Origin of the sequence: Nocardia stercoris, from assembly GCF_003696265.1 — a bacterium.
Taxonomy (GTDB): domain Bacteria; phylum Actinomycetota; class Actinomycetes; order Mycobacteriales; family Mycobacteriaceae; genus Nocardia; species Nocardia stercoris.
Window position 1 is genome coordinate 9629 of sequence record NZ_RFFH01000010.1, and the last position, 23624, is coordinate 33252.

Here is a 23624-nt window from a genome sequence, read left to right on the forward strand (position 1 = left end):
TCGTCAGTGTGGGCCATCCCGGACGTGGGGGGTGGGGCGCCCGGGGTTGCCGGGCCCCACCTCGAGATCCGGTCAGTGGTGCAGATCCACCAGGGCCGGGTGGGTGGCGTCGGCGGTGCCGTGGTCGACGACACCGTCGTGGGTCAGACCCGTCGACAGGCCGGCGGCGCTCGCGTGGAGGCCGCTGTGGTCCAGCGTCGGGTCGGTGGTGGCCGCGGCCGGGTTCACGGCCGCCGCGGTGTGATCGGTCAGTGCCGGCGCGGTGGTGGGCGCCGGCGTGGTGACCACCGCCTGGTGACCGGGGTCGGCCGGGGTGACGGTGGCCGACGGGGCCAGGGCGGGAGCCGGTGCCGGGCTGGTGACCAGGGCTCCGATGTCACCGGCGTGGGTCGCCGGAGCGGCCGGGGCGGGATTCCCACCCAAGTCCGCGGCCGGGGCCGACGTCGGGTGCACGGTGGTCGTGGCATCGCCCGTCGGGTGGGCCGTGGTCGTGTCGCCGGTCGCCGCGGCCGGGTGGCCGGTGGTTGTGGCATCGGCTGCCGGGGCGGTCGGGTGCGCGGTGCCGCCCAGGTCTGCGGTGGGTGCCGCCGACGAGGTCGGTGCCGCGGTCGTGACCGGTGCGTTCGACGGAACCGTGGTGCCCGGCGCCGCCGGCGTGCCGGTCGCGGTGGTGGCGTGCGACTGGTCCGGGGTGGCGTGTGCCGGTGCCGTGGTGGCGGGTGCCGCCGGCGCCGCGGTCGCGGAGCGGGCGAACGCGCCGAGATCGGCCGCCGGTGCCACCTGCGGAGCCGCCTGCGCCTGCGCGACGGTCGCCGAAATGGACTGTGCCGCAGGGCTGGTCTGCACACCGGCGGAGACCGGGGTAGCCGACACCGGCGACACCGGCGCCGCGTGCACGGCCGGCTGGAGAGCCGGATTCGCGACCGCCGAAGCCGGCGAGACCGAGCCCAGCGCAGGCCCGGCCGACAAGCTCGCAGCCGGCGCCAAGCTCGCGGCGGGAGCCTGAATCGACCCCAGGTCGGCCACGGGCGCAACCGCGCCCAGACCGGCAGCGAGGGGAGCCACCGGCGCGATCGGCGCGACCGGAACAGCCGGTGCGACAGGGGCAACCGGTGCAACCGATGCGATCGGCGCAACCGATGCGATCGGCGCAACCGATGCGATGGGGGCGACCGATGCGACGGGGGCGACCGATGCGATGGGAGCCGATGTGACCGGAACACCCGGTCCGACGGGCGCTGCCGGTGGTACCGGTGCAGCCGCGACCGAGGCGATCGGCGCCACCGAGGCGATCGGCGCCACCGAGGCGATCGGGGCTGCCGAGGCGATCGGCGCTATCGGAGCCCCGGGGACGATCGGACCCACCGGTCCTGCGGTCGGCAGCGCACCGATACCCGCGGCCGATCCACCGGCGTGCACGCTGTGCGAGGCGCTAACGCTCGTCGACTCGGAAACGCTCTGTGACTCGCTGAACGAGACCTGCCCGGAGAACCCAGCACCCACACCGACCCCCGGCCCGGCAACCCCGGCCCCGGCCTGAACACTGAAACCGACCTGGACACTGTGGGATTCGCTGACACTGTGCGACGCGGAGTAGCTGTCGTGCTCATCGGCCTCGCTGCCGCCGGCGACATCACCGTTCCCAGCGCCGACCTCCGCCTCGGAGCCGACATGAACATCGTGATCGACACTGACCGAGTCGGTTTCGGAGTACGAGTCCTGCTCGCTGAAGCTCACCCCCACCGCGAACCCACCGGCGCCACCGAATCCACCTTCCGCACCGAATCCAGCCTGGACGCTGTGCGATTCGCTGACCGTGTGGGTGGCGCTGTAGTCGTCGTGCTCGTCGAAGTCGGCCCCCTCGGCAACGACCGAGCCGTTGTATCCGGCGAGTTCGCCGTGCGCGGCGTGCACATCGTGGTCGGCGGCAACGGAGTCGGACTCGCTGTAGGAGTCCTGCTCGCTGAACCCGCCACCTTCGACGAAACCGCTGTCTCCGTAGCCGGTGTCGATCCCGGCTTCCTCGCCGAATCCGGCCTGAACGCTGTGGGTTTCGTTCACTGTGTGGCTGGCGGCGTAGTCGTCGTGCTCGTCGAAGTCGGCCCCCTCGGCACCGACCGAGCCGTTGTATCCGGCGAGTTCGCCGTGCGCGGCGTGCACATCGTGGTCGGTGGCAACGGAGTCGGACTCGCTGTAGGTGTCCTGTTCGCTGAACCCGCCGCCTTCGACGAAACCGGCGTGTCCGTACTCGCTGTCGATCCCGGCTTCTTCGCCGAATCCGGCTTGGACGCTGTGGGTTTCGTTGACCGTGTGGTTGGCGGCGTAGTCATCGTGCTCGTCGTAGTCGGCGCCGTCCACGACGATCGATCCGTTGCCGTAGGTGGCGACCTCGCCGGACGCGGCGTGGACATCGTGGTGGGCGGCGACGGAGTCGGACTCGCGGTAGGTGTCCTGCTCGCTGAAGCCGGCGCCTTCGGTGAAGCCACTGTCCCCGTAGCCGGTGTCGATTCCGATTTGCTCGCCGAATCCGGCTTGGACGCTGTGTGTTTCGTCGACGGAGTGGGTGGCGGCGTAGTCGTCGTGCTCGTCGTACTCGGCACCCTGCGCGACGATCGGCCCGGCACCGTAGGTGGCGACCTCGCCGGAAGCGGCGTGGACGTCGTGGTCGGCGGCGACCGAGTCCGATTCGTGGTAGGTGTCCTGCTCGCTCACACCGGCGCCGAGAACGAACCCGGCGTGGGCGCCGTCGATGTCGCCGTATCCGAACTCCTCGCCGTATCCGGCTTGGACGCTGTGTGTTTCGTCGACGGAGTGGGTGGCGGCGTAGTCGTCGTGCTCGTCGTACTCGGCACCCTGCGCGATGACCGGCCCGATGCCGTAGGTGGCGATCTCGCCGGACGCGGCGTGGACGTCGTGGTGGGCGGCGACGGAGTCGGACTCGTGGTAGGTGTCCTGCTCGGCGAATCCGGCGCCTTCGGCGAAGCCACTGTCCCCGTAGCCGGTGTCGATCCCGGCTACCTCGCCGTATCCGGTCTGGACGCTGTGGGTTTCGTCGACGGAGTGGGTGGCGGCGGAGGCGTCGTGCTGGTCGAACTCGGTGCCCTGGCTGAAGTCGACGTCGCTGCCGGCGGTGTCGAACTCGGAGCTCGCGAGGTAGCCGGCGTGGACGTCATGGTGGGTGGCGGTGGCGTCGGATTCGGTGTAGGTGTCGAGTTCGCTCGTGCCTGCGGCCGCGGTGAATTCGCCGGCGCCGTAACCGGTGTCGATATCGGTCAGCTCACCGAAACCGGCCTGGACCTCGTGGACGGCGCTCACACTGTGGGTGGCGGCGTAGTCGTCGTGCTGGTCGAATTCGGTGCCTTGGGTAACGAATCCGGTGCCGTAGTCGTCGCTCACGAGTTCGCCGGACGCGTCGTGCACGTCGTGGTCGGCGGCGACCGCGTCGGACTCGTGGTAGGAATCCTGCTCGTCGAAACCGGCACCGACGACGATGCCGGTGTGGCCGTAGCCGGTGTCGATGCCGGCCGCTTCACCGAATCCGGCCTGCACGCTGTGGGATTCGTCGACGGTGTGGGTGGCGGCGTAGGAGTCGTGCTCGTCGAACGACGCGCCGGCGGCGAATTCGCCGTGGCTGCCGATCGGGTGGGGGTCGAGGTGCTGTGGGACGAAGGCTGCACGGTCCCCGGATGCGGGGAGCGGGGAAAAAGTGTTGGACATGCAACCGGATCGAGTGCTCCGGCATCGTCGTTAACCGCACCAGATCACGGGCACCCGAAGTGACGTGGGGGAGATCGAAGCTTTACCCACCGATGTCCGAATCCGTGCCGGCGGTACGGATTTCGCGGCAATCGATCGCGACCGGGCGCGCCGAACCGGAAGTGCCGGTGTAACGTTCGCGCCCGGCCGTCCGACGTCAGAGGGGAAGGCCGAACGAACCGGTCGCCGGGGGCGGGGTCGGGCCGCGGCCGGCCCAGTTGCCCAGCGTCCAGGAACCGCAGTTCGCGGTGGTGAAGGTGGCGGCGGTGGCGGGGATGCCGATGATGATCTGACCACCCGAGCCGCGGATGGCGCTGTCGGCGCCACCGGCGAACAGTTCGGTGCCGTCCACGGCGTCCACCGCGAACGCGCAGTCGGGGTTGTCGGTGATCGTCTCGTACTGTCCGGCCGGGATGTCGCCCGGGATGGCGTAGGTTCCGTCCCCTACGACGACTTCAGCGGATGCCGTTGCCGCACAGCCGAATACGGCCATCGCGCCCGCTGCGACGATTCCGGCACCGGTTCCGAACATCGTTGTCTTCGTCATGATCGGATCCTCGCACCGGCAGGCCACTACCTGCACGGCTGGGAAGTGCGGTAGCCGAAGCGGATGCCGGTCCGCAGCCCTGATCGGAGTGGCCTGCGCCAAGACATTTCGGCCACGCACCCGATCACCCGCCCGTCAGCGCACCCAGGATCTGGGGTCGGGCCTCGGCGATCCGGGTCTGCCAGTTACCCCACTCGTGCACCCCGGTGGCGGGAAAGTCCCAGGTGGCGTCGATGCCGAGGGACTGCATCCGCTGCTGGAAGCGGAGACTGTCGCCACGGGCGATGAGCTCGAGGCCGAAGCCGGTGAGGGAGCCGGCCACGCCGATCGCCGAGTCCCACTTGTCCTCCGGCCCCGGCACTCCGCTCCCGGCGGAGACGAACAGTGAAGTGCCCCTGAGCTGTTCGGCGAGTTCGCTCGGATCGTGTTGCCGCCACACCGGTCCCAGTGGTGGCCCCCACATCGCGTCGACCTCGTAGCCGCCCACCGCGAGCATCGACGTACACACCGCCTCGGGCATGCCGGGGCCCGACAGGTCCGGGAACCCGGACAGCGACCCGGCGAAGGCGAACTGGCCGGGGTGCAACGCCGCGAGGGTGAGTGCCGCGCTCCCGCCCATCGAGGGGCCGATGACGCCGTCACGGGTCGCCGAAACCCCGTAACGGGCCAGGTAATCGGGTAGTTCGGTGGTGAGGAAGGTTTCCCAGCGGTAGGTGACGCGCTGCAGATTGAACGCGCTCGGACGCAGCCAGTCGGTGTAGAAGCTGGCCTCGCCGCCGACCGGGAACACCAGGGTGATGTCGTCGTCGGCGAACTGCGCCATGATGTCGGTCTGTCGCGTCCACTCGTTGACGTCGTTGGTGGCGTGCATGCCGTCGAGGACATAGAGCGCCGCCGTGCCACCGTGTTTCGCCCACTGCACCTGGACCTTGACCGGTCCCATCGACGACGGCACCGACAGTTCGGAGTATCCGCCGGCTGGGACGTGTGGCTCCTGGGCGGTAGCGATGCCGCCGGCTGCGAGGATCGAGATCACCGCGGCCGCGGCCCATCGGATCAATACTGTGCCCACAGTGCGCACGCTAGAGGCGCACCGCCCAGCGCGCCGGAAGTGGCCGATTCACTGGGCAAGTTCACAATCCGCCCAGCCCGTGACCAGCGATTCGGCGGCCGAGAAACGAAAGACGGCTAATCGAATCGGAACCAGCGCACGGCGAGCCACCCGGCGACCACACCCCACACCAGCAGCACGATCAGCCCGTACCAGTCGACCCCGCAGTGCTGGGCCCGGTCCAGGGCCTCGGCCAGCGCGCCGGAGGGGATCAGCCGGGCCAGCAACGCCACCCAGCGCGGCATGTTGTCGGAGGTGAAGACCAGGCTGGACGCGCCCAGCATCACGAACCACAGGATGTTGGCCAGCGCCAGTACGATCTCGGCCTTCAGCGTGCCACCCAGCAGCAGCCCCATGGCGGCGAAGGTCGCGGTACCCAGCGCGATCACGACCGCACCGGCCAGCAGCCCCACCGGTGACGGCCGCCAGCCCAGCGCCAGTCCGATCGTGCCGAGCAGCAGCGACTGCAACACCACCACGATCAGTACCGCCGCGCACTTACCGCCGACGATGCCCCAGCGTGGTAACGCGGTGGCGCCTAAGCGTTTCAGCGCGCCGTAGCGCCGGTCGAAGCCGACCGCGATGGCCTGGCCGGTGAACGCGGTCGACATGATCGCCACCATCATCACCGCGGGCACGATCCGGTCCACTTTGTGGTGCGAGCCCAGGCTCGAGCCCAGCGGCAGCAGGGTGAGCCCGATCAGCAGCGTGATCGGGATGAACATGGTGAGCAGCAGCTGTTCCCCGTTGCGCAGCAACAGGATCAGTTCCATCCGGGTCTGCGCGGCGAGCATCCGCGCGCGCGGCGCGGGGCGCGGGTCGGGGGTGAAGGTGCCCGGTGCGAAGCGGTTCTCGGTACTCACGAGCGCAACTCCCGCCCGGTCAGCTCCAGGAACACGTCCTCGAGCCGCCGCTGATCGATCCGGATGTCGGTGGGCAGCACGTCGATTCGCACACACCAGGCGGTGAGCGTGGACAGCACCTGCGGGGTGATGTCACCGTGCAGCAGGTAGGAGCCGGGCGCGGTCTCGCGCGGATCGAAGCCCTCGGGCAGGGCCGCGGTGAGCAACGTCAGGTCCAGTTTCGGGGGAGCGGTGAACCGCAGCTGCCCTTCCGCGCCGGCGGAGGTGACCTCGGCGGGGGTGCCCTGGGCGACGATCTGACCGTGGTCGATGATCACCAGCCGGTCGGCGAGCTGTTCGGCCTCGTCCATCAGATGGGTGGTCAGCAGCACCGCGACCCCGTCGCGGCGCAGCGAGTCGATCAGCTCCCACACCAGGTGCCGGGCCTGGGCGTCCATTCCGGCGGTCGGCTCGTCGAGGAACACCAGTTCGGGCCGCCCGACCAGGGCGCAGGCCAGGGCCAGCCGCTGCTGCTGGCCGCCGGACAGCCGCCGGTAGGGGGTGCGCCGGGCGTCGGCCAGACCCAGGGTGGTCAGCAGCCATTCGGGGTCGAGCGGGTTCTCGGAGTACTGCGCGACCAGGTCGAGCATCTCCCCGGCCCGCGATCCGGGATACGCTCCGCCGCCCTGCAGCATGACGCCGATCCGCGGCCTCAGCCGGTCGGAGTCGGCCACCGGGTCCAAGCCGAGCACCCGGACCGTCCCGGCGTCGGGCGCGGTGAAGCCCTCGCACATCTCGACGGTCGTGGTCTTACCGGCGCCGTTGGGGCCGAGCAAGGCCAGCACCTCGGCGGGCTGGACGTCGAAACTGATCCCGTCGACCGCGGTGGTGTCACCGAACCGTTTGACGACACCGTCGAGGTGAACGGCCGGAACCGAGGCTGCACTCACGAGGTCACACCGTAGGGTGCGGTCCGGTGTGACGCGACAGACACCCCCGGGCGCCGCCGCCACGGCAATTGCCGTCGGGTGATGAACATGAACACGGCGACCACCAGCAGACCCGCGATCGCGGATTCGATGATCTGGAAGGCCGCGTAGTCGGCGCCGCGCGGCATCTCGACCACGCTGACCACCGCCGAGAACACGACGGCGGGCACCCGGAACGCGGGTTCGGTGGCCCAGGCGGCCAGCGGCACGATCGCCCACAGCAGGTACCAGGGCTGCACCACCGGGAACAGCAGCACGATCGCGGCCAGTGCCACCCCGAGCGCACCGACCGGGTGCAGGCGTCCGGCCCAGGTGGACAGCAGCATGCGCACGGCGAGCACGGCTGCGATCGCCTCGGCGATCGGCCGGGTGATGCTCAGCAGGGCGGTGGTGTGATCGCCCAAGCCGAGGAGCACACCACCGAATCCGGTGATGATGCCGACCAGCGTAGGCAGCGACATCCAGCTGCGGACCGCCCCGGCCTGATACAGGGTGCCGGTCCAGCCGAATCCGAGCCCGCTGAATTCGGCCACGGCCAGCATGACGACACCGGCGACGACGCCCATGACCAGCGCCGACCACACCAGCGGACGGATCTGCCGTCGGCCCCACTGTCGTGCGAGGGCCATGCCGACGAAGCCGAGCGCGATGATCGCGGGGAACTTCACCTGCGAGGACAGCGTGATCACCATCGCGCCGAAGATGAGCAGCGCCCAGGATTTGCGGCCGAACACACCGTCGCCGTCGGGGTCGTCTTCGATTGCGCGCAAACAGAATTCGAGCCCGCCCAGCATGAGCCCCAGCATCAGCGCCTCGTTGTGCACCCCGGCCACCAGGTGGAACAGCACCAGCGGATTGGCTGCCCCCAGCCACAGCGCGCTCACCGGTGCCACCCCACAGCGCCGCGACAGCCGGGGCAGCGCCCACACGACCAGGGCGATTCCGACCAGCGCAAGCGTTCGGTGGCACAGCACCCCGGCGATGACGTTGTTGCCGACGATGTGCGCGATCCCGCGGCCGATCCAGACGAAGAACGGCCCGTAGGGTGCCGGTGTCTCCCGCCAGATGTTGGGCACGTTGCGAGTGAGGATGTTGTCCACCCCCAGACCGGTGGCCGGTCCCACCACGTAGGGATTGAGGCCCTTGGCCGCGATCTGGCTCTGGGCCAGGTACGAGTACACGTCCGTGGAGTACATCGGCGGCGTCAGTGACAGGGGCACGATCCACAGCAGCAGCGTGCGGTCCAGCTGAGACCTGCTGATCCGGTGCGTGGGAGTTCCACCGAGACCTCCGACACAGAACCGGCCGAGCAACAGCCAGGACAGCACCACCAGCGCGTTGCCCAGCATGGACAGCGCCAGCGACGAGGTCTGCCAGCGGGCGAACACCCCGAGCACCCGCAGGCCCGACACCGGATTACCGAGCACCGGCTGCGCGGCGACCCCGAGCGCGGTGATCGCCATCAGCACCGAGCCGGTCGCGCCCATCAGGCGAATTCGCTTGAACTGGGCCATTTCTCGGGCATCGAGTCCCGGGACGTCGGCTTCGTTGCTGTGCAGCGCGGCGATCGTCCGGTCGGCCGGCACCGGGTCCAGGCCCAGGAATCGCCGTCCGTCCTCGATCAGTCGGCGCCGCACGCCTTCGGGTACCACCACGGGGGTGAACATTAGCGGGCGCCGACCGGGTCCCTGCCGTACGCGCCCGTTCTCCGGTGCCCGTCTTGTCCGGTGAGGTGACCCTAACTGGAATGCGGGAACGAATTCCGTCACACTGGTGTTGTGAAAACCGTGGGTTTGCGGACTGACGTGGACGCCGGGCGCCGAGAGGGCGCCCGGTCCGCTGCCGTGCCCGCGGCGCCCACCACCGGTCACACCGGTGAGGGGCACACCCGCGAGGCCGTCGTCCGGTTGCTGCTGGAGGAGGGCCCGATCACCGCGACCGCCATCGGCCAGCGGCTGGGCCTGAGCCCGGCCGGTGTCCGCCGCCACCTCGACGCGCTCATCGAGTCCGGCGAGGCGCGGGCCACCCGCTCGGCGGCCTGGCAGCAGAAGGGCCGCGGCCGGCCCGCCAAGCAATACCAGCTGACCGCCACCGGCCGCAGCCGGCTCGGTCACGCCTACGACGATCTCGCCGGTGCCGCCATGCGACAGTTGCGGGAGATCGGCGGCGACTCGGCCATCGTGGAGTTCGCCCGCCGCCGGGTCGACGCGATCGTGGCCGGGATCCGGCCGCTGAGCGACGCGCCCGCCGACGAGACCACGACCGACGCCACCCGGATCGCCGCCAAGGCCGACGAGGTCGCCGACGCCTTCACCGCCGCTGGTTTCGCCGCCTCGACCCGCCAGGTCGGGGTCGGCGTGCAGATCTGCCAGCACCACTGCCCGGTCTCGCACGTGGCCGAGGAGTTCCCCGAACTGTGCGCGGCCGAACTGGACGCGTTCCGCGACCTGCTGGGCACCCACGTCCAGCGCCTGGCCACCATCGCCAACGGCGACTGCGCCTGCACCACCCACGTGCCACTCCAGATTTCTTCCACCATCGGCGCACAGCCCGTGCCGGTGAACTCGATCGACTCCGGAAGGAGTGCCGAATGACGACAACGACTGCGCCTGATTCGGGCCAGGCACCGCTCACCCAGGAAGAGACCATCGCGTCCCTGGGGACCTACGGCTTCGGCTGGGCGGACTCCGACGCCGCCGGTGCCGCGGCCACGCGTGGCCTGTCCGAGGAGGTCGTGCGCGACATCTCGGCGAAGAAGAACGAGCCGGAGTGGATGCTGGACTTCCGGCTGAAGGCGCTGCGCATCTTCGACCGCAAGCCGATGCCGAGCTGGGGCTCCAACCTCGAGGGCATCGACTTCGACAACATCAAGTACTTCGTGCGCTCGACCGAGAAGCAGGCCGAGAGCTGGGAAGACCTGCCCGAGGACATCAAGAACACCTACGACAAGCTCGGCATCCCTGAGGCGGAGAAGCAGCGCCTGGTCGCCGGTGTCGCCGCGCAGTACGAGTCCGAGGTCGTCTACCACCAGATCCGCGAGGACCTCGAGCAGCAGGGTGTCATCTTCCTCGACACCGACACCGCGCTCAAGGAGCACCCGGAGCTGTTCCAGCAGTACTTCGGCTCGGTGATCCCGTCGGGTGACAACAAGTTCTCCGCGCTGAATTCCGCTGTGTGGTCGGGTGGTTCGTTCATCTACGTGCCGCCGGGCGTGCACGTCGACATCCCGCTGCAGGCATACTTCCGGATCAACACCGAGAACATGGGCCAGTTCGAGCGCACCCTGATCATCGTCGACGAGGACGCCTACGTGCACTACGTCGAGGGTTGTACCGCGCCGATCTACTCGTCGGACTCGCTGCACTCCGCGGTCGTCGAGATCATCGTGAAGAAGGGCGGCCGCTGCCGCTACACCACGATCCAGAACTGGTCGAACAACGTCTACAACCTGGTCACCAAGCGGGCCAAGGCCGAGGCCGGCGCCACCATGGAGTGGGTCGACGGCAATATCGGTTCCAAGGTCACCATGAAGTACCCGGCGGTCTGGATGACCGGCGAGTACGCGCACGGTGAGGTGCTGTCGGTGGCGTTCGCCGGTTCCGGCCAGCACCAGGACACCGGTGCCAAGATGCTGCACCTGGCCCCGCACACCTCCTCGACCATCGTGTCGAAGTCGGTGGCGCGTGGCGGCGGCCGGTCCTCCTACCGCGGCCTGGTCCAGGTGAACAAGGGCGCCCACGGGTCGAAGTCGACCGTGAAGTGCGATGCGCTGCTGGTGGACAACGTGTCCCGCTCCGACACCTACCCCTACGTCGACATCCGCGAGGACGACGTCACCATGGGTCACGAGGCGACCGTGTCGAAGGTGTCCGAGGACCAGCTGTTCTACCTGATGAGCCGCGGTATGACCGAGGACGAGGCGATGGCGATGGTGGTGCGCGGGTTCGTCGAGCCCATCGCCAAGGAACTGCCGATGGAGTACGCGCTCGAGCTGAACCGCCTGATCGAGCTGCAGATGGAAGGAGCCGTCGGCTGATGCCGGTCGAGAATGTTGCCGAGGCCGGCGAGGCACGGGTGCCCGCGCTGAACAAGGGTGAGGTCTTCGCGTCGTTCGACGTGAACGCGTTCGAGGTGCCCTCGGCGCACGACGAGGCGTGGCGGTTCACCCCGCTGCGCCGGCTGCGCGGCCTGCACGACGGCACGGCCGTGCGCGACGGTGCCGCCACCGTCGATGTCGCGGCCGACCCCACGGTGAGCATCGAGTTCGTCGACCGCACTGACGCCCGCCTGGGTGCCGCCGGTAAGCCGACCGATCGGGTTGCCGCGCAGGCTTATTCGGGTTTCGAGCAGGCGACCGTGATCTCGGTCGGCGCCGAGATCGAGGTCGAGCGGCCGATCACCGTGTCGGTCACCGGTCCGGGCGAGGGCAAGACCGCCTACGGCCACCTGCAGATCCGCCTGGGCAACTTCGCCGTCGCGACCGTGGTCCTGGACCAGCGCGGCAGCGGAACCTACGCGGAGAACGTGGAATTCGTGCTCGGTGACAGCGCGAAGCTGACCGTGGTCGCGGTGCAGGAGTGGGCCGACGACGCCGTCCACACCACCGCCCACCACGCGCTGCTCGGCCGCGACGCCACGCTGCGCCACACCGACGTCACCCTCGGTGGTGAGCTGGTGCGGCTCACGGCGAACGTCCGCTACGCCGGTCCCGGCGGCGACGCCGAACTGCTCGGCGTGTACTTCGCCGACGCCGGCCAGCATTTCGAGCAGCGCCTGCTGGTCGACCACGCGGTACCCAACTGCAAGTCGAACGTGCTCTACAAGGGTGCGCTGCAAGGTGATCCGGCCTCCGGCAAGCTCGACGCGCACACCGTGTGGGTCGGCGACGTGCTGATCCGCGCCGCCGCCGAGGGCACCGACACCTACGAGGCCAACCGCAACCTGGTGCTCACCGACGGCGCCCGCGCCGACTCGGTGCCGAACCTGGAGATCGAGACCGGCGAGATCCTCGGCGCCGGACACGCCAGCGCCACCGGCCGTTTCGACGACGAGCAGCTGTTCTACCTGCGTGCCCGTGGCATTCCGGAGGCCGACGCCCGCCGCCTGGTGGTGCGTGGTTTCTTCCACGAGATCATCGCCAAGATCGCGGTCCCCGAGATCCGGGAGCGGCTGGAGGCGGCCATCGAGGCCGAGCTCGCCACTGTCGGTATCTGACCCACACACTTACCCCCGCAAAGGAATTCGATTCGATGACCACCCTGGAAATCAAGGATCTGCACGCCGAGGTCGCCGCCACCGACGGCGGCGAGCCGAAGAAGATCCTCAACGGCGTGAACCTGACCGTGAAATCCGGTGAGACACACGCCATCATGGGCCCCAACGGCTCCGGCAAGTCGACGCTGTCCTACGTGATCGCCGGCCACCCCAAGTACACCGTCACCCAGGGCACCATCACCCTGGACGGCGAGGACGTGCTGGAGATGTCGGTCGACGAGCGCGCCCGCGCCGGCCTGTTCCTGGCCATGCAGTACCCGGTCGAGGTCCCCGGCGTCTCGATGTCGAACTTCCTGCGCACCGCCGCCACCGCCGTCCGCGGCGAGGCCCCCAAGCTGCGGCACTGGGTGAAGGAGGTCAAGGAGTCGATGTCGGAGCTGGAGATCGACGCCGCCTTCGCCGACCGCTCGGTGAACGAGGGCTTCTCCGGTGGTGAGAAGAAGCGCCACGAGATCCTGCAGCTGGGCCTGCTGAAGCCGAAGATCGCGATCCTGGACGAGACCGACTCGGGTCTGGACGTCGACGCGCTGCGCGTCGTGTCCGAGGGCGTGAACCGGTACCAGGAGCGGGAGAACGGCGGCATCCTGCTGATCACCCACTACACCCGCATCCTGCGCTACATCAAGCCGCAGTTCGTGCACGTGTTCGTCGGCGGCCGCATCGTCGAGGAGGGCGGCCCGGAGCTGGCCGAGGAACTCGAGGCCAACGGTTACGTGCGCTTCACCTCGGCCGTAGGAGCCTGATATGACCGTGACCGCACCCGCGAGCAAGGATTCCGCCGTGCCGGCGCTGGACATCGCGCGCATCCGCGCCGATTTCCCGATCCTGGCGCGTACGGTGCGGGACGGTAAACCGTTGGCGTACTTGGATTCCGGCGCGACCGCGCAGCGGCCGCTGCAGGTGCTCGACGCCGAGCGGGAGTTCCTGCTGCACCACAACGCGGCCGTGCACCGCAGCGCGCACCAGCTCGCCGAGGAGGCCAACGAGGCCTACGAGGCGGCGCGCGCGGCGATCGCCGGGTTCGTCGGCGTGGACGCCGACGAGATCTCCTACACCAAGAACGCGACCGAATCGCTGAACCAGATCGCGAACGCGTTCGGGGACAACCGGTTTCCGCAGCACGTGGGTCCCGGCGACGAGATCGTGATCACCGAGCTCGAGCACCACGCGAACCTGGTGCCCTGGCAGGAGATCGCCCGCCGGACCGGCGCGACGCTGAAGTGGTACGGCGTGACCGACGAGGGCCGCATCGACCTGGACTCGCTGGAACTGTCGCCGCGGACCAAGGTCGTCGCCTTCACCCACCAGTCGAACGTGACCGGTGCGGTGGCGCCGGTCGCCGAATTGGTCCGTCGCGCACGGGAAGTCGGCGCCCTGGTGGTCCTGGACGCCTGCCAGTCGGTGCCGCACATGCCGGTGTCGCTGCGCGAGCTGGGCGTGGACTTCGCGGCGTTCTCCGGGCACAAGATGCTCGGCCCGTCCGGGGTCGGCATCATGTACGGCCGGCGCGAGCTGCTCGCCGACATGCCACCGATGATCACCGGCGGGTCGATGATCGAGACCGTCTTCATGGACCACAGCACCTACGCGGCACCGCCGCAGCGGTTCGAGGCCGGATCGCAGATGATCTCGCAGGTCGTCGGATTGGGCGCGGCCGTGGACTATCTCGGCAAGCTCGGCATGGAAGCCGTTGCCGCACACGAGCACACGCTCATCAGTGCTGCGCTGGCGGGCCTGGGCGCGATCGACGGCGTGCGGATCATCGGACCCACCGGGAACGCGGATCGTGGTGGCGCCGTGAGCTTCCTGGTCGACGGGGTGCACGCGCACGATGTCGGCCAGATCCTCGACGACCAGGGTGTCGCCATCCGGGTCGGGCACCACTGCGCGTGGCCGCTGCACCGCCGCTTCGGTGTCGCCGCGACCGCTCGCGCGTCCTTCGCGGTGTACAACACGCTCGAAGAGGTCGATCAGCTGGTCGCCGCGGTCCGGAAGACCCAAGAGTTCTTCGGAGTTGCATAAGACATGCGCATGGAGCAGATGTACCAGGAAGTGATCCTGGACCACTACAAGCACCCGCACGGCCGCGGTCTGCGCGAGCCGTTCGGCGCCGAGGTGCACCACGTCAACCCGACCTGCGGTGACGAGGTGACCCTGCGCGTGCACATCGACGACAACGGCGACGTGGCCGATGTCTCCTACGACGGCCAGGGCTGCTCGATCAGCCAGGCCGCCACCTCGATCCTCACCGATCAGGTGGTGGGCGTGCCGGTGCAGCAGGCCCTGAAGGTGGTCGACTCCTACGAGGAGATGATCACCAGTCGCGGCACCGTCGAGGGCGACGAGGACGTCCTCGGTGACGGTGTCGCCTTGGCCGGTGTGGCGAAGTACCCGGCGCGCGTGAAGTGCGCGCTGCTGGGCTGGATGGCGTTCAAGGACGCGGTGGTGCGGGTGGCGTCGGCCGAGCCGGCCCCGCAGCGCATCATGGGAACTACGACGAGCACTGGGGATCGCAATGAGTGACACACCCGCCACCGAAGAGCAGCCCATCGAGCCCGCCGTCGAGGCGCCGCTGTCGCCCGAGGACGAGCTGCTGATCGCCGACCTGGAAGAGGCGATGCGCGACGTCGTCGACCCCGAACTCGGCATCAACGTCGTCGATCTGGGCCTGGTCTACGGCATGCGCGTCGAGGAGCAGACCGCCATCCTCGACATGACCCTGACCTCCGCCGCCTGCCCGCTGACCGACGTCATCGAGGACCAGTCCCGCAACGCCCTGGTCCGCAGCGGCCTGGTCGAGGACCTGAAGATCAACTGGGTGTGGATCCCGCCGTGGGGCCCGGACAAGATCACCGAGGACGGGCGGGAACAGCTGCGCGCCTTGGGGTTCACGGTTTAGAACTGAACCGCTACGAGTGAAGGTCACCACCGGCGAAGGTGGTGACCTTCACTCGTTTCGGTGCACTGCCAGTGCGGTGGCATGCCGCGTCGCCGGTCAGCGTTCGGTTTGGGAGGCGGCGGCGGTCTCGTTGAGGTCGGCGAGCGAAAGTAGGTGGCGGGGTGGGGAATCCCGGACGATGCTGGACCGTACGGCCAGATGCTCGGTGACGTGGAGTAGTTCACCGGGGGCGAGGAGCCGCCATCCGGGGTCGTCGTCCATGCGTTCGGTGGCGATGACGACGGCGGGATAGTCGGTCAGGACGGTACTGCTGGTGCGGATGCCCCTGTGGCCCGCGTGGTCGAGCCGTTGATCGCCCTGTGCGCCACCGGCGGCACGCTCGAGGACGTACAGGTCGTGGGTGTCGGGGTAGCGCAGGGCCCACAGGTCGGTCGCGGTGGTGAGGATCAGGTTGAGTGCGTAGACCGGCAGCCGGTCGGCGATCCAGCCGACCGCGTCGGTGATGCCCGCGGTGACATCGCCCCCGTGCCGGTCGATCCGGGCCGTGATCAGGGCGAAGAAGCGCTCGGAGTCGGTGTCGCCGTGGACGAGTCGGCGGTAGTCGCCGAGTTCGTGATCCAGCTCGTCGAGCCCCTCCAGGACGCCGTTGTGCGCGAACAGGCGGTCGTGCTGCTCGAACGGGTGGGTGTTGCGCATGTTCAGCCCGCCCGTGGAGGCGAAGCGGACATGCGCGACGAAGGTTTCGGATTCGCGTTCGCGGGCCTCCTGGGCGAAGAGCCGATCCTCGTAGGCGGCGATCGGCTGCTTCTCCACCAGCGGCGTGCCCGCGGCGGTGAAGGTGCCCAGGCCCACGCCGTCGGGTTCACGGCGACTTTGCCGGGACAGGCTGTCGGGCGCCTTGAGCAACCAGAAGGTGGCGCGCACCCGCCGGGGCGCGGCCGAGAGTCCGAACAGGCGGCACATGAGCGACTCCTCCCTGAAGATCCGGCAGCCGATCGGCGCGCGAACATTCGGCGCAGCGCGCGGTACCCGGTTCCGCTCAGTTCACCGGCGGCGGCTTGCCCAGCGCGCTCGCGACCAGCGCGCCGTCCCAGTCGCAGACGTGGCAGGACCGCTGGAACGCGGAGCGGGCGAAGTCCAGCGCTTGCGTGTGCGGGTCGTCGTTCTCGCGGATGTCGTCCCAGTCGAGGACGTACTCGCCCAGGGTGCTGTCCCAATGCGCGGCCGGCGGGGCCAGGGTGAGCGTGGCGTAGTCGCTGGGCGGCGGGTAGGCGTAGGCGTAGAACGCGGCCCGGTCGTAGCGTTCGTCGCCGGGCCACCAGCCAATCGCGACCTCCTGGGAGTCCATGGCGTTGCGCATGATGAAGTCCGCCGAGGGCGGGGTCGCGGAGTCACCGGAGAACAGGTTGACGGCCAGGTCGAACGAACCCCACCAGGCGTTGACCGGGGTGGCGCGGCCGCGGAAGGGTGCCCGGTACTCGGCCAGCACCTGGGCGGCCCGGGTCGCGCAGTCGAAGTAGGTGCTGACCTGGTCCGGGTCGTAGGTGGCGTGCTGGTCGTCCTCGTCCAGCGGCACGGTCCACGACACCTCCTGCGGGGCCGGGTTGAACTCGACCGGCCCGGCCAGTCGCTGGACCACGGCGAGCACCACCCGGGTCACCTCGCCGACGGAACGATTCGGGGTCAGGGCGATCCGTTCGGTGGTCCCGGCGCTGTGTTCGACCACGGCTTCATGGGTGCGCAGGTCGAGTGTCACGCCCAGGGACCCGGATCCGTTCGGCGCCGGCAGCGGCGCGGTCTCCCAGCCGCGGGCGGTCAGACGCAACGCCGCGTGCTGGAGTTGGGGTTCCGGCGGCGCCAACGCCGCCGCGAGCTTGCCGAGGACCTGGGTGTGCGCGTGGAGGGTGTCACAGGTCCGATCCCAGAGCCGGTACGACAGGTGCGGCCACGGCGAGTCCATCGCCCCAGGTTAAGCCGGTTTCGTCTCGGCGGGGTCACGCAGCCGGGACCCTGGCCACCAATTACGCCGGTAGGGGCCGGGTTCTCGTCTTTGCGGTCCACCCGGCCGTCCGGTGATGATGCACTGGTGAACATCACCGATATCGCGCGCAGCCGGGTCCGTACTCATCACCTGGAGCCGGCGGACGGGAAATCGGCCGTGGCGGTCGTCTCGGACCTGGTGGCCATGCAGGCCCAGGATTATCGCGGTGGGCTGTGGTCGGTCGGGGTCCGGACGCCGGAGCTGACCGCGGACGATGTGGAACGGGCGCTGCTGGATCGGGAGATCGTGCGGACCTGGCCGATGCGGGGGACGCTGCATCTGGTGGCGGCGGCGGACGCGCGGTGGTTGCCGGAGTTGCTGGGGCCGCGGGCGAGTCAGGCGGCGGCCGGGCGGCGGCGGGGGCTGGGACTCGACGACGAGGCGGTGAACCGCACCCGGGCGGCGTGGGAGGCGGTGCTCACCGGCGGCGCGTGCCTGGGCCGACCGGAGTTGTTCGCGGCGATGGACGCGGCGGGTGTGGACAGCGGGGAGCAGCGCGGGCCGCACCTGCTGCGGTACTTCGCCGAGCAGGGGCTGCTGTGTTTCGGCCCGCACGAGGGCAAGCAGCCGACGTACGCGCTGCTGCAGGAGTGGGTGCCCGCGGCCCGGGTGCTCGAGCGGGACGCGGCGCTGGCCGAACTCGCGCTGCGCTACTTCACCGGCCACGGTCCCGCGACCCTGGACGACTTCGCCGGATGGGCGTTCCTCACCAAAGGCGACGCGCGCGCCGGATTGGCCGCGGTGGAACACAGTCTGGAGAGCGCCGAAATCGACGGCCTGCGTTACTGGTTCGCCGAATCGTCGACGGAACCGACTGCGGTGCAATTGCTTCCGGGGTTCGACGAATACGTCCTCGGCTACAAGAACCGCTCGGCCTTCGCGACACCGGAGATCCTGGCCGCCGTCGTCCCGGGTGGGAACGGCATGTTCAAGTCGACCGTGCTCGACGACGGCCGGATCACCGGACTGTGGTCGATCAAGAAACTGGCCCGCCGGCAGGAGGTACGGATCGACTGGTTCGGCGAGCAGTCCGACACCGAACGGCTCGCGCCGGCCGTCGAACGCTACGGCCGATTCTGCGGGGTGCCCACCGAACTGGTCGGTTGAGGGCGGAAAGGCAGGCTGTTCCCAGTTCCCCGAGGCGTCTCTCGAACTCCCGAACCTTGAATCGCAGGTACACCCATGACGAGGGTCTGGACATCGCCGAATTCGGCGGACTTGCGGTGACAGGTCAGTTGCGGACTCCGGTGGCGCGCTTGATGATCGCGTCGAAGGCGCGGTCGGGCAGTAGCCATTTCACGAAGATCAACGGCTTGGCTCCGAATCCGACGGTGTAGCGGGTCTTTGGGCGGCGGGCGCGGACGGCCTTGCCGATCGCGTCGGCGATCAGCTGGGGCGGGGAGTTGCGCTTGGCGTTGGCATCCGAGCTGAGCAAGGTGGCCACGGCTCGGGCTTGGCCGGCGTAGGCGGTGTCGCCGGAAACCTTACGTAGGTGGTCGGCGGCGATGCCTCCCCATTCGGTGGCGATGCCGCCGGGTTCGATCACCACGACGTTCACGCCGAACGGTTGCGCTTCCAGGCGCAGGCAGTCGCTGAGTCCTTCCAGGGCGAACTTGGTGCCGTGATACCAGCCCCCGAGGGGGGTGTAGATCTTTCCGCCCATGGAGGTGATGTTGACGATGGTGCCGCTGCGCTGCGCGCGCATGTGCGGCAGCACCAGCTGCGCCAGGCGCGCGGCACCGAAGACGTTGACCTCGAACTGGTATCGAGCTTCGTCCAGCGGCACGTCCTCGATCGCACCAAAGGAGCCGTATCCGGCGTTGTTGACCAGCACATCGATGCGGCCGGTTTCGGCGATGATCTGCGCGATCCCAGCGGTCGTCGATGTGTCGTCGGTGACGTCCATCGCCAGCGGCCTGATGCCGTCGGCGGTGAGTTTCTGCAGCCGGTCGGTACGTCGGGCCGCACCGTAGACGGTGTAGCCGAGGCCGGCGAGTTTGCGGGCGGTGGCCTCGCCGATGCCGGAGGAGGCCCCGGTGACGAGCGCTGTTTCGGTGGTCATGTTGCCTCCCGAAGGTAATGTGAATTGAGGTTCATGTTCTATGATGAACCTGAGTTCACGTTATTGGCAAGTATTCGATCGACAGGTGTGAGAGACGTTCCATGACCCAGCCACGAGCACCGCGTGCCGACGCGGTCCGCAACCGCACCAAGATCCTCACCGCCGCCCGCGAACAGATCACCGCGTACGGTCCCGATGCCGGAATGGATCAGATCGCGGCCAGCGCGGGCGTGGCTGTCGGCACCCTCTACCGGCATTTCCCGACCAAGACCGACCTGGTGGCCGCGGTGGTCGTCGAATATGTCACCCAAGTCGCCGAAGACGCCGAAGCCGCCTGCGCGCGAGTGACATCCGGTGCGAGCGCCCTCGCCGAGATCCGCGGATTCCTGGGCCGGGTCGTGGAACTGACCGCGACGAACCGGGCCGCCAAAGCCGCCGCCGCGGTCCTCGGTGCAGATCCCGCGGCCACCGCTGCCGAACAACGCGCCAGTGCCGCTGTAGCGGCACTGATCCGCGCCGGCCAAGCCGCCGGCGACATCCACCCCGATGTGACAGTCGCCGACATCTACCTGCTGTTCTCCGCTGCCCCCACCGATCGACCACACTCTGCTCGCGCCCGCTGGCTCACCCTCGTGCTGCCAGGACTCACCACCCGCGCCAGGCCGATCGCCACTGAGGCGCACGCTGCGCCACGGCAGCCTGGCCTCAGCGAGCACGGAGGCACAGGCCAGAGGCGAGGATCGGTGCGGAGATAACAAGACGGTGTCACGGACACGATCACAACCGGATCGGACCGATATCGGCCGCGGTCCGCGCCAGTGCTCGGACCGCGGTGCTGTCGGTACCGGTGTGCCACGTCAGTGCCCACTGCAATTCGGGGGCGTCGGGCATCGGCACGAAAACGATGCCGGGCGGATTGTTGTAGCGGGCCGCGATCTCCCCGAAGGGGTGTACGCACTGCCCCGACGCCACCAGCGACAGTATTTCGTGGAAAGTCCGCGCGGCCGGGCCGCGGGGGATGCGGCGGCCCAGCGGTGTGTGCGTGGGCACCATGGCCGCCACCCAGTACTCGGGCGCGCCGGGGCCGAGGTCGACGACGCGGTTGTCGGCAAGATCCTCGATCGACGCCGAATCTTGTTCGGCCAGAGGGTGATCGGCGGAGACGGCGAGCACGCGCCCGCTGGTGAGCACGGTGGGCCCCACGGTGAGGTCCGATTCCCGGACGGGCAGCCACAGCACGTTGACGTCGTGCTCGCCGGTGCGTAGAGCCGTGAACGGGTCGCTGCCGTTGATCTCGCCGTACCGGATGTCCGCACCGGGGTGGCGGGCGCGGAACGCGTCGGCGAGCGGGCGGAGCTCGTGCCCGGCATGCCCGAATACGCCCACCCGCACGGTCCGGCCCGCGCCGATGCCGGCGGCTTCGGCCCGAGCCAGGGCCTGCTGGAGCAGATCGTGCACTTGCTGGAGATCTTCTCGCAGGCGGCGGCCCACCGCGGTCAGCCGCACAGTGCGGCTGGTGCGATCGAACAACGCCGTGCCCAGGCGCCGTTCTTGCGTGCGGATGGCCTGACTGACTCGTGCCTGGGACACATGGAGCCGTTCGGCGGTGCGGCCGAAATGCAGTTCCTCGGACAGGGTCAGGAAGATCTCGATGTCGCGTAGCTCCACTGATAACTCCAGTGTTATGGATCGGTCCACGGATCCTATCTTGTTCGGCCGCTGACCTGCCCCGAAGCTGAACAGGCGGCGAGCCGATAAGCAACGGGCACACCATGATCGGGCCCCGTCCGGCTGGAATTCGCCCCGAGTCGGATCCGGTTGCGTTCGCGCGCAAGCAGTTTCACATCAGATCGGAGAATCTCATGAACCTCGCCCTGTGGATCGCAGCCGGGTTGCTCGCGTTTGTCGCCCTGGCCGGGGGATTCACCAAGACCTTCCTGCCCGTGCCGAAACTGGCCGCCGCCCACGGCGCCGAGTGGATCGCGGACGTCTCCACCAGGTTCGTCCGAACACTGGGTGTCACCGAGTTGCTGGCGGCCGCCGGTCTGGTGCTACCCGCGCTCCTGGACATCGCGCCGATCATGGTGGCGGTCACCGCCTGCTGCTGGATGCTGTTGATGATCGGTGCGATGCGCACCCACGCGCGCCTGGGTCAGCGCGGTCTCGTGCTGGTGAACGCGGTCTATCTGGCGATCGCGTTGTTCGTGGCGGTGGGCCGCCTGGCGCTGCACCCGTTCTGAGCCCACTCAGTGGCAAGTCCATACAAACTCTGCTACACACCGAATATCGATCCTGCCTGGGGTTTTCCGGTGCGCGAACCGTTCGGTCGGTGCAACCTCCCGCTGGGTGGAACGGGACATAGCGCGATGAGCCGTCGAGCAATTGTGATGTCGACTACACAGCCGCCCACCAGGTGACTGTGGACACACCCGACTCCCGTTCGATTCCTCGTCGGCCTCCGACTGAAGAGTGCGTGGATACATCGAAAGGACCCGATGATGGTCGAAACAGCCCAATCAGGCGGATCGCCCGGATCGACGCGGGCCGCGGACGCTGCCGGGCAGCGGTGGACGCCGCGGCTGATCCTGTCCCTGGCCTCGATCGTGCTCGTACTCGAGATGCTCGCGATCAGCTACATGATGATCTCGATGGCGCTGCCCTCGATCGTCGTGCACTACCGCACCACCCAGGGCGCCTGGCTGCTGTCCGCGTTCCTGCTGGTCGGTGCGATGACCGCGCCGCTGATCGGTAAGCTCGCCGACCTGTACGGCAAGCGAAAGTTGTTGCTGGCCTGTATCGCGGTCGCCGCGATCGGTTCGCTGGTGTCCGCGGTGGCCGGGAGCTACGCGGTCCTGATCGCCGGGCGCGCGCTGACCGGGTTCCTGGTGCCGTGTCTGTTTCTGAGCTACTCGCTGATCCGGGACGTGTTCCCGGCGAAGACGGTCGCGCTCGCGGTGAGCATCGCGACCAGCGGTATGGGCCTGATCGCGATTCCGGCGCCGTTCATCACCGGCTGGCTCATCGACCACCACGGCTTCCGCAGCATCTTCTGGTTCTTCGTCATCGGCTTGGCCGTGCTGGGCGTGATGATCGCGGCCACCACCGACGAGTCCCCGGTCCGGCTGCGCTCGCGGCTCGATTTCGTGGGCGCGGTCCTGCTGGGTGCCGGTATCGCCGGCATCCTGGTCGGTGTCAGCTTCGGCCCGACCTGGGGCTGGAAGGCCGATTCCACCCTGAGCTACCTGCTCGGCGGCATCACCCTGGTGATCGCCTGGCTGGTCACCGCGGGCATGCTCGAGCAGCCGCTCATCGATTTGAAGGTGCTCCGCACCCGCTCGGTCGCGTTCACCGCCGCCGCGGCCGGCTGCATCTACGGCGTGAGCGGCCTGTACACGGTGCTGCTGCCGATGCTGGCCATGACGCCCGCGATCATGGGCCTCGGCTACGGATTCGGTGTCACCGCAGAGGGTTTCGCGATCTTCCAGGCGCCGATCGGTGCGGCGACCGTCGCCGGCGGCCTCGTCGTCGGTGTCCTGGTGGGCCGTAAGGTTCGTCCGCGCCCGCTGCTGGCGATCGGCGCCGTGTCCGCGGCCCTCGGCTGCGGCCTGACCGCGTTCTCGCACGACAGCAAGGTCCCGCTGATGGTGTTCGCCGGCCTGGTCGGCCTCGGCATGGGCATGGGCTACGCCGCCGTCCCGAACCTGCTGATCGAGGCGGTCCCGCCGCAACTGCAGGCGTCCACCGCCAGCATCGTCGGCGTGTTCCAGAGCGTGTTCCCCGCCGTCCTGCCGGTCATCGCCTTCACGGTCCTGAACAACTCCTACGCCGCCCCGATCCCGCCCGCGATGACCCAGGGCGTGGTCTTCTACACCGACAAGGGTTTCCAGGTCGCCTTCCTGATCGCCGCCGCCGCCGCGCTCGCCTGCCTCCTGGCCGCCCTGGCCCTGCCGCGCCGCATCGAACAGGTGCAGTTCGCCCCGGAGACCGTCTCCGCCAACTGAATACAACCTGTCCGTGAACACCCCGGTCGTGGGGGGGGGGGGGGGGGGGCCCCCCCCCCCCCCCCCGGCGGGGGGGGAGGGAGACCAAAAAAAACAAAAAGG

At 69.0% G+C, this 23624-nt stretch carries 21 protein-coding genes; 11 read left to right on the forward strand and 10 right to left on the reverse strand.

From position 1 onward, the window contains the following. Positions 1 to 72: 72 nt before the first annotated feature. From EBN03_RS21790 to mptB, 6 genes are all read right to left on the reverse strand, one after another. Positions 73 to 3717 carry a hypothetical protein gene (locus EBN03_RS21790; RefSeq protein WP_122189958.1) on the reverse strand — a complete coding sequence of 1215 codons (3645 nt, stop codon included), beginning with the start codon at positions 3715 to 3717 and terminating at the stop codon, positions 73 to 75. Between the two features lie 196 nt (positions 3718 to 3913). Next, positions 3914 to 4303 (reverse strand): hypothetical protein, encoded by a 390-nt coding sequence (locus EBN03_RS21795; RefSeq protein WP_147471663.1) that lies wholly within the window; start codon positions 4301 to 4303, stop codon positions 3914 to 3916. Between the two features lie 124 nt (positions 4304 to 4427). After that, the gene (locus tag EBN03_RS21800; RefSeq protein ID WP_233608527.1) at positions 4428 to 5375 is read right to left on the reverse strand and encodes an alpha/beta hydrolase; all 948 of its coding nucleotides are present in this window, start codon (positions 5373 to 5375) and stop codon (positions 4428 to 4430) included. Between the two features lie 116 nt (positions 5376 to 5491). Continuing rightward, positions 5492 to 6277, reverse strand: a complete 786-nt coding sequence (locus tag EBN03_RS21805) for an ABC transporter permease (protein WP_233608528.1) — start codon at positions 6275 to 6277, stop codon at positions 5492 to 5494. Then, positions 6274 to 7206: an ABC transporter ATP-binding protein gene (locus EBN03_RS21810; protein WP_122189961.1), complete on the reverse strand. Its 933-nt coding sequence runs from the start codon at positions 7204 to 7206 to the stop codon at positions 6274 to 6276. The genes EBN03_RS21805 and EBN03_RS21810 overlap by 4 nt, the downstream gene beginning before the upstream one ends. Further along, entirely contained in the window at positions 7203 to 8912 is a 1710-nt protein-coding gene (mptB, locus tag EBN03_RS21815) for a polyprenol phosphomannose-dependent alpha 1,6 mannosyltransferase MptB (protein WP_199742906.1), read from the reverse strand. The genes EBN03_RS21810 and mptB overlap by 4 nt, the downstream gene beginning before the upstream one ends. A 111-nt stretch (positions 8913 to 9023) precedes the next feature. On the opposite strand from mptB, the gene EBN03_RS21820 reads away from it, so the two are divergent. Genes EBN03_RS21820 through EBN03_RS21850 form a run of 7 tightly spaced genes read left to right on the forward strand, consistent with a single transcriptional unit; the run spans position 9024 to position 15418 of the window. After that, complete coding sequence (locus EBN03_RS21820) at positions 9024 to 9839, forward strand: helix-turn-helix transcriptional regulator (RefSeq protein WP_199742907.1); 816 nt, start codon at positions 9024 to 9026, stop codon at positions 9837 to 9839. Next, entirely contained in the window at positions 9836 to 11281 is a 1446-nt protein-coding gene (gene sufB / locus EBN03_RS21825) for a Fe-S cluster assembly protein SufB (protein ID WP_122189963.1), read from the forward strand. The genes EBN03_RS21820 and sufB overlap by 4 nt, the downstream gene beginning before the upstream one ends. Further along, entirely contained in the window at positions 11281 to 12459 is a 1179-nt protein-coding gene (gene sufD, locus EBN03_RS21830) for a Fe-S cluster assembly protein SufD (RefSeq protein WP_122189964.1), read from the forward strand. The genes sufB and sufD overlap by 1 nt, the downstream gene beginning before the upstream one ends. A gap of 35 nt (positions 12460 to 12494) precedes the next feature. Continuing rightward, a complete protein-coding gene (gene sufC / locus EBN03_RS21835; protein WP_122189965.1) occupies positions 12495 to 13262 on the forward strand; it encodes a Fe-S cluster assembly ATPase SufC in 768 nt (255 codons plus the stop codon). 1 nt (position 13263) lies between these two features. Next, positions 13264 to 14541 carry a cysteine desulfurase gene (locus EBN03_RS21840; protein WP_122189966.1) on the forward strand — a complete coding sequence of 426 codons (1278 nt, stop codon included), beginning with the start codon at positions 13264 to 13266 and terminating at the stop codon, positions 14539 to 14541. Positions 14542 to 14544: 3 nt separating this feature from the next. Continuing rightward, positions 14545 to 15042, forward strand: coding sequence for a Fe-S cluster assembly sulfur transfer protein SufU (gene sufU / locus EBN03_RS21845; RefSeq protein ID WP_122189967.1), 498 nt, complete (start codon positions 14545 to 14547; stop codon positions 15040 to 15042). Next, positions 15035 to 15418, forward strand: a complete 384-nt coding sequence (locus EBN03_RS21850) for a metal-sulfur cluster assembly factor (RefSeq protein WP_122189968.1) — start codon at positions 15035 to 15037, stop codon at positions 15416 to 15418. The genes sufU and EBN03_RS21850 overlap by 8 nt, the downstream gene beginning before the upstream one ends. Before the next feature lie 96 nt (positions 15419 to 15514). On the opposite strand, the gene EBN03_RS21855 is transcribed toward EBN03_RS21850, so the two are convergent. After that, complete coding sequence (locus EBN03_RS21855; protein ID WP_122189969.1) at positions 15515 to 16381, reverse strand: class II glutamine amidotransferase; 867 nt, start codon at positions 16379 to 16381, stop codon at positions 15515 to 15517. 76 nt (positions 16382 to 16457) lie between these two features. Next, entirely contained in the window at positions 16458 to 17378 is a 921-nt protein-coding gene (locus EBN03_RS21860) for a DUF5996 family protein (RefSeq protein ID WP_122189970.1), read from the reverse strand. Between the two features lie 126 nt (positions 17379 to 17504). Here EBN03_RS21860 and EBN03_RS21865 point away from each other — a divergent pair, with 126 nt between their 5' ends. Continuing rightward, positions 17505 to 18566, forward strand: a complete 1062-nt coding sequence (locus tag EBN03_RS21865; protein ID WP_122189971.1) for a winged helix DNA-binding domain-containing protein — start codon at positions 17505 to 17507, stop codon at positions 18564 to 18566. A gap of 124 nt (positions 18567 to 18690) precedes the next feature. Here the strand turns inward: EBN03_RS21865 and EBN03_RS21870 are convergent, their stop codons facing one another. After that, positions 18691 to 19521 (reverse strand): oxidoreductase, encoded by an 831-nt coding sequence (locus EBN03_RS21870; RefSeq protein WP_122189972.1) that lies wholly within the window; start codon positions 19519 to 19521, stop codon positions 18691 to 18693. 101 nt (positions 19522 to 19622) lie between these two features. On the opposite strand from EBN03_RS21870, the gene EBN03_RS21875 reads away from it, so the two are divergent. Then, positions 19623 to 20276 carry a TetR/AcrR family transcriptional regulator gene (locus tag EBN03_RS21875; protein ID WP_122189973.1) on the forward strand — a complete coding sequence of 218 codons (654 nt, stop codon included), beginning with the start codon at positions 19623 to 19625 and terminating at the stop codon, positions 20274 to 20276. 22 nt (positions 20277 to 20298) lie between these two features. Here EBN03_RS21875 and EBN03_RS21880 read toward each other — a convergent pair whose 3' ends face one another. Next, positions 20299 to 21219, reverse strand: a complete 921-nt coding sequence (locus EBN03_RS21880) for a LysR family transcriptional regulator (RefSeq protein ID WP_199742908.1) — start codon at positions 21217 to 21219, stop codon at positions 20299 to 20301. Between the two features lie 164 nt (positions 21220 to 21383). Here EBN03_RS21880 and EBN03_RS21885 point away from each other — a divergent pair, with 164 nt between their 5' ends. Continuing rightward, entirely contained in the window at positions 21384 to 21761 is a 378-nt protein-coding gene (locus EBN03_RS21885) for a DoxX family protein (protein ID WP_122189975.1), read from the forward strand. A 258-nt stretch (positions 21762 to 22019) separates the two neighbouring features. Next, positions 22020 to 23522 (forward strand): MFS transporter, encoded by a 1503-nt coding sequence (locus EBN03_RS21890; protein ID WP_407671211.1) that lies wholly within the window; start codon positions 22020 to 22022, stop codon positions 23520 to 23522. Positions 23523 to 23624: the final 102 nt, after the last annotated feature.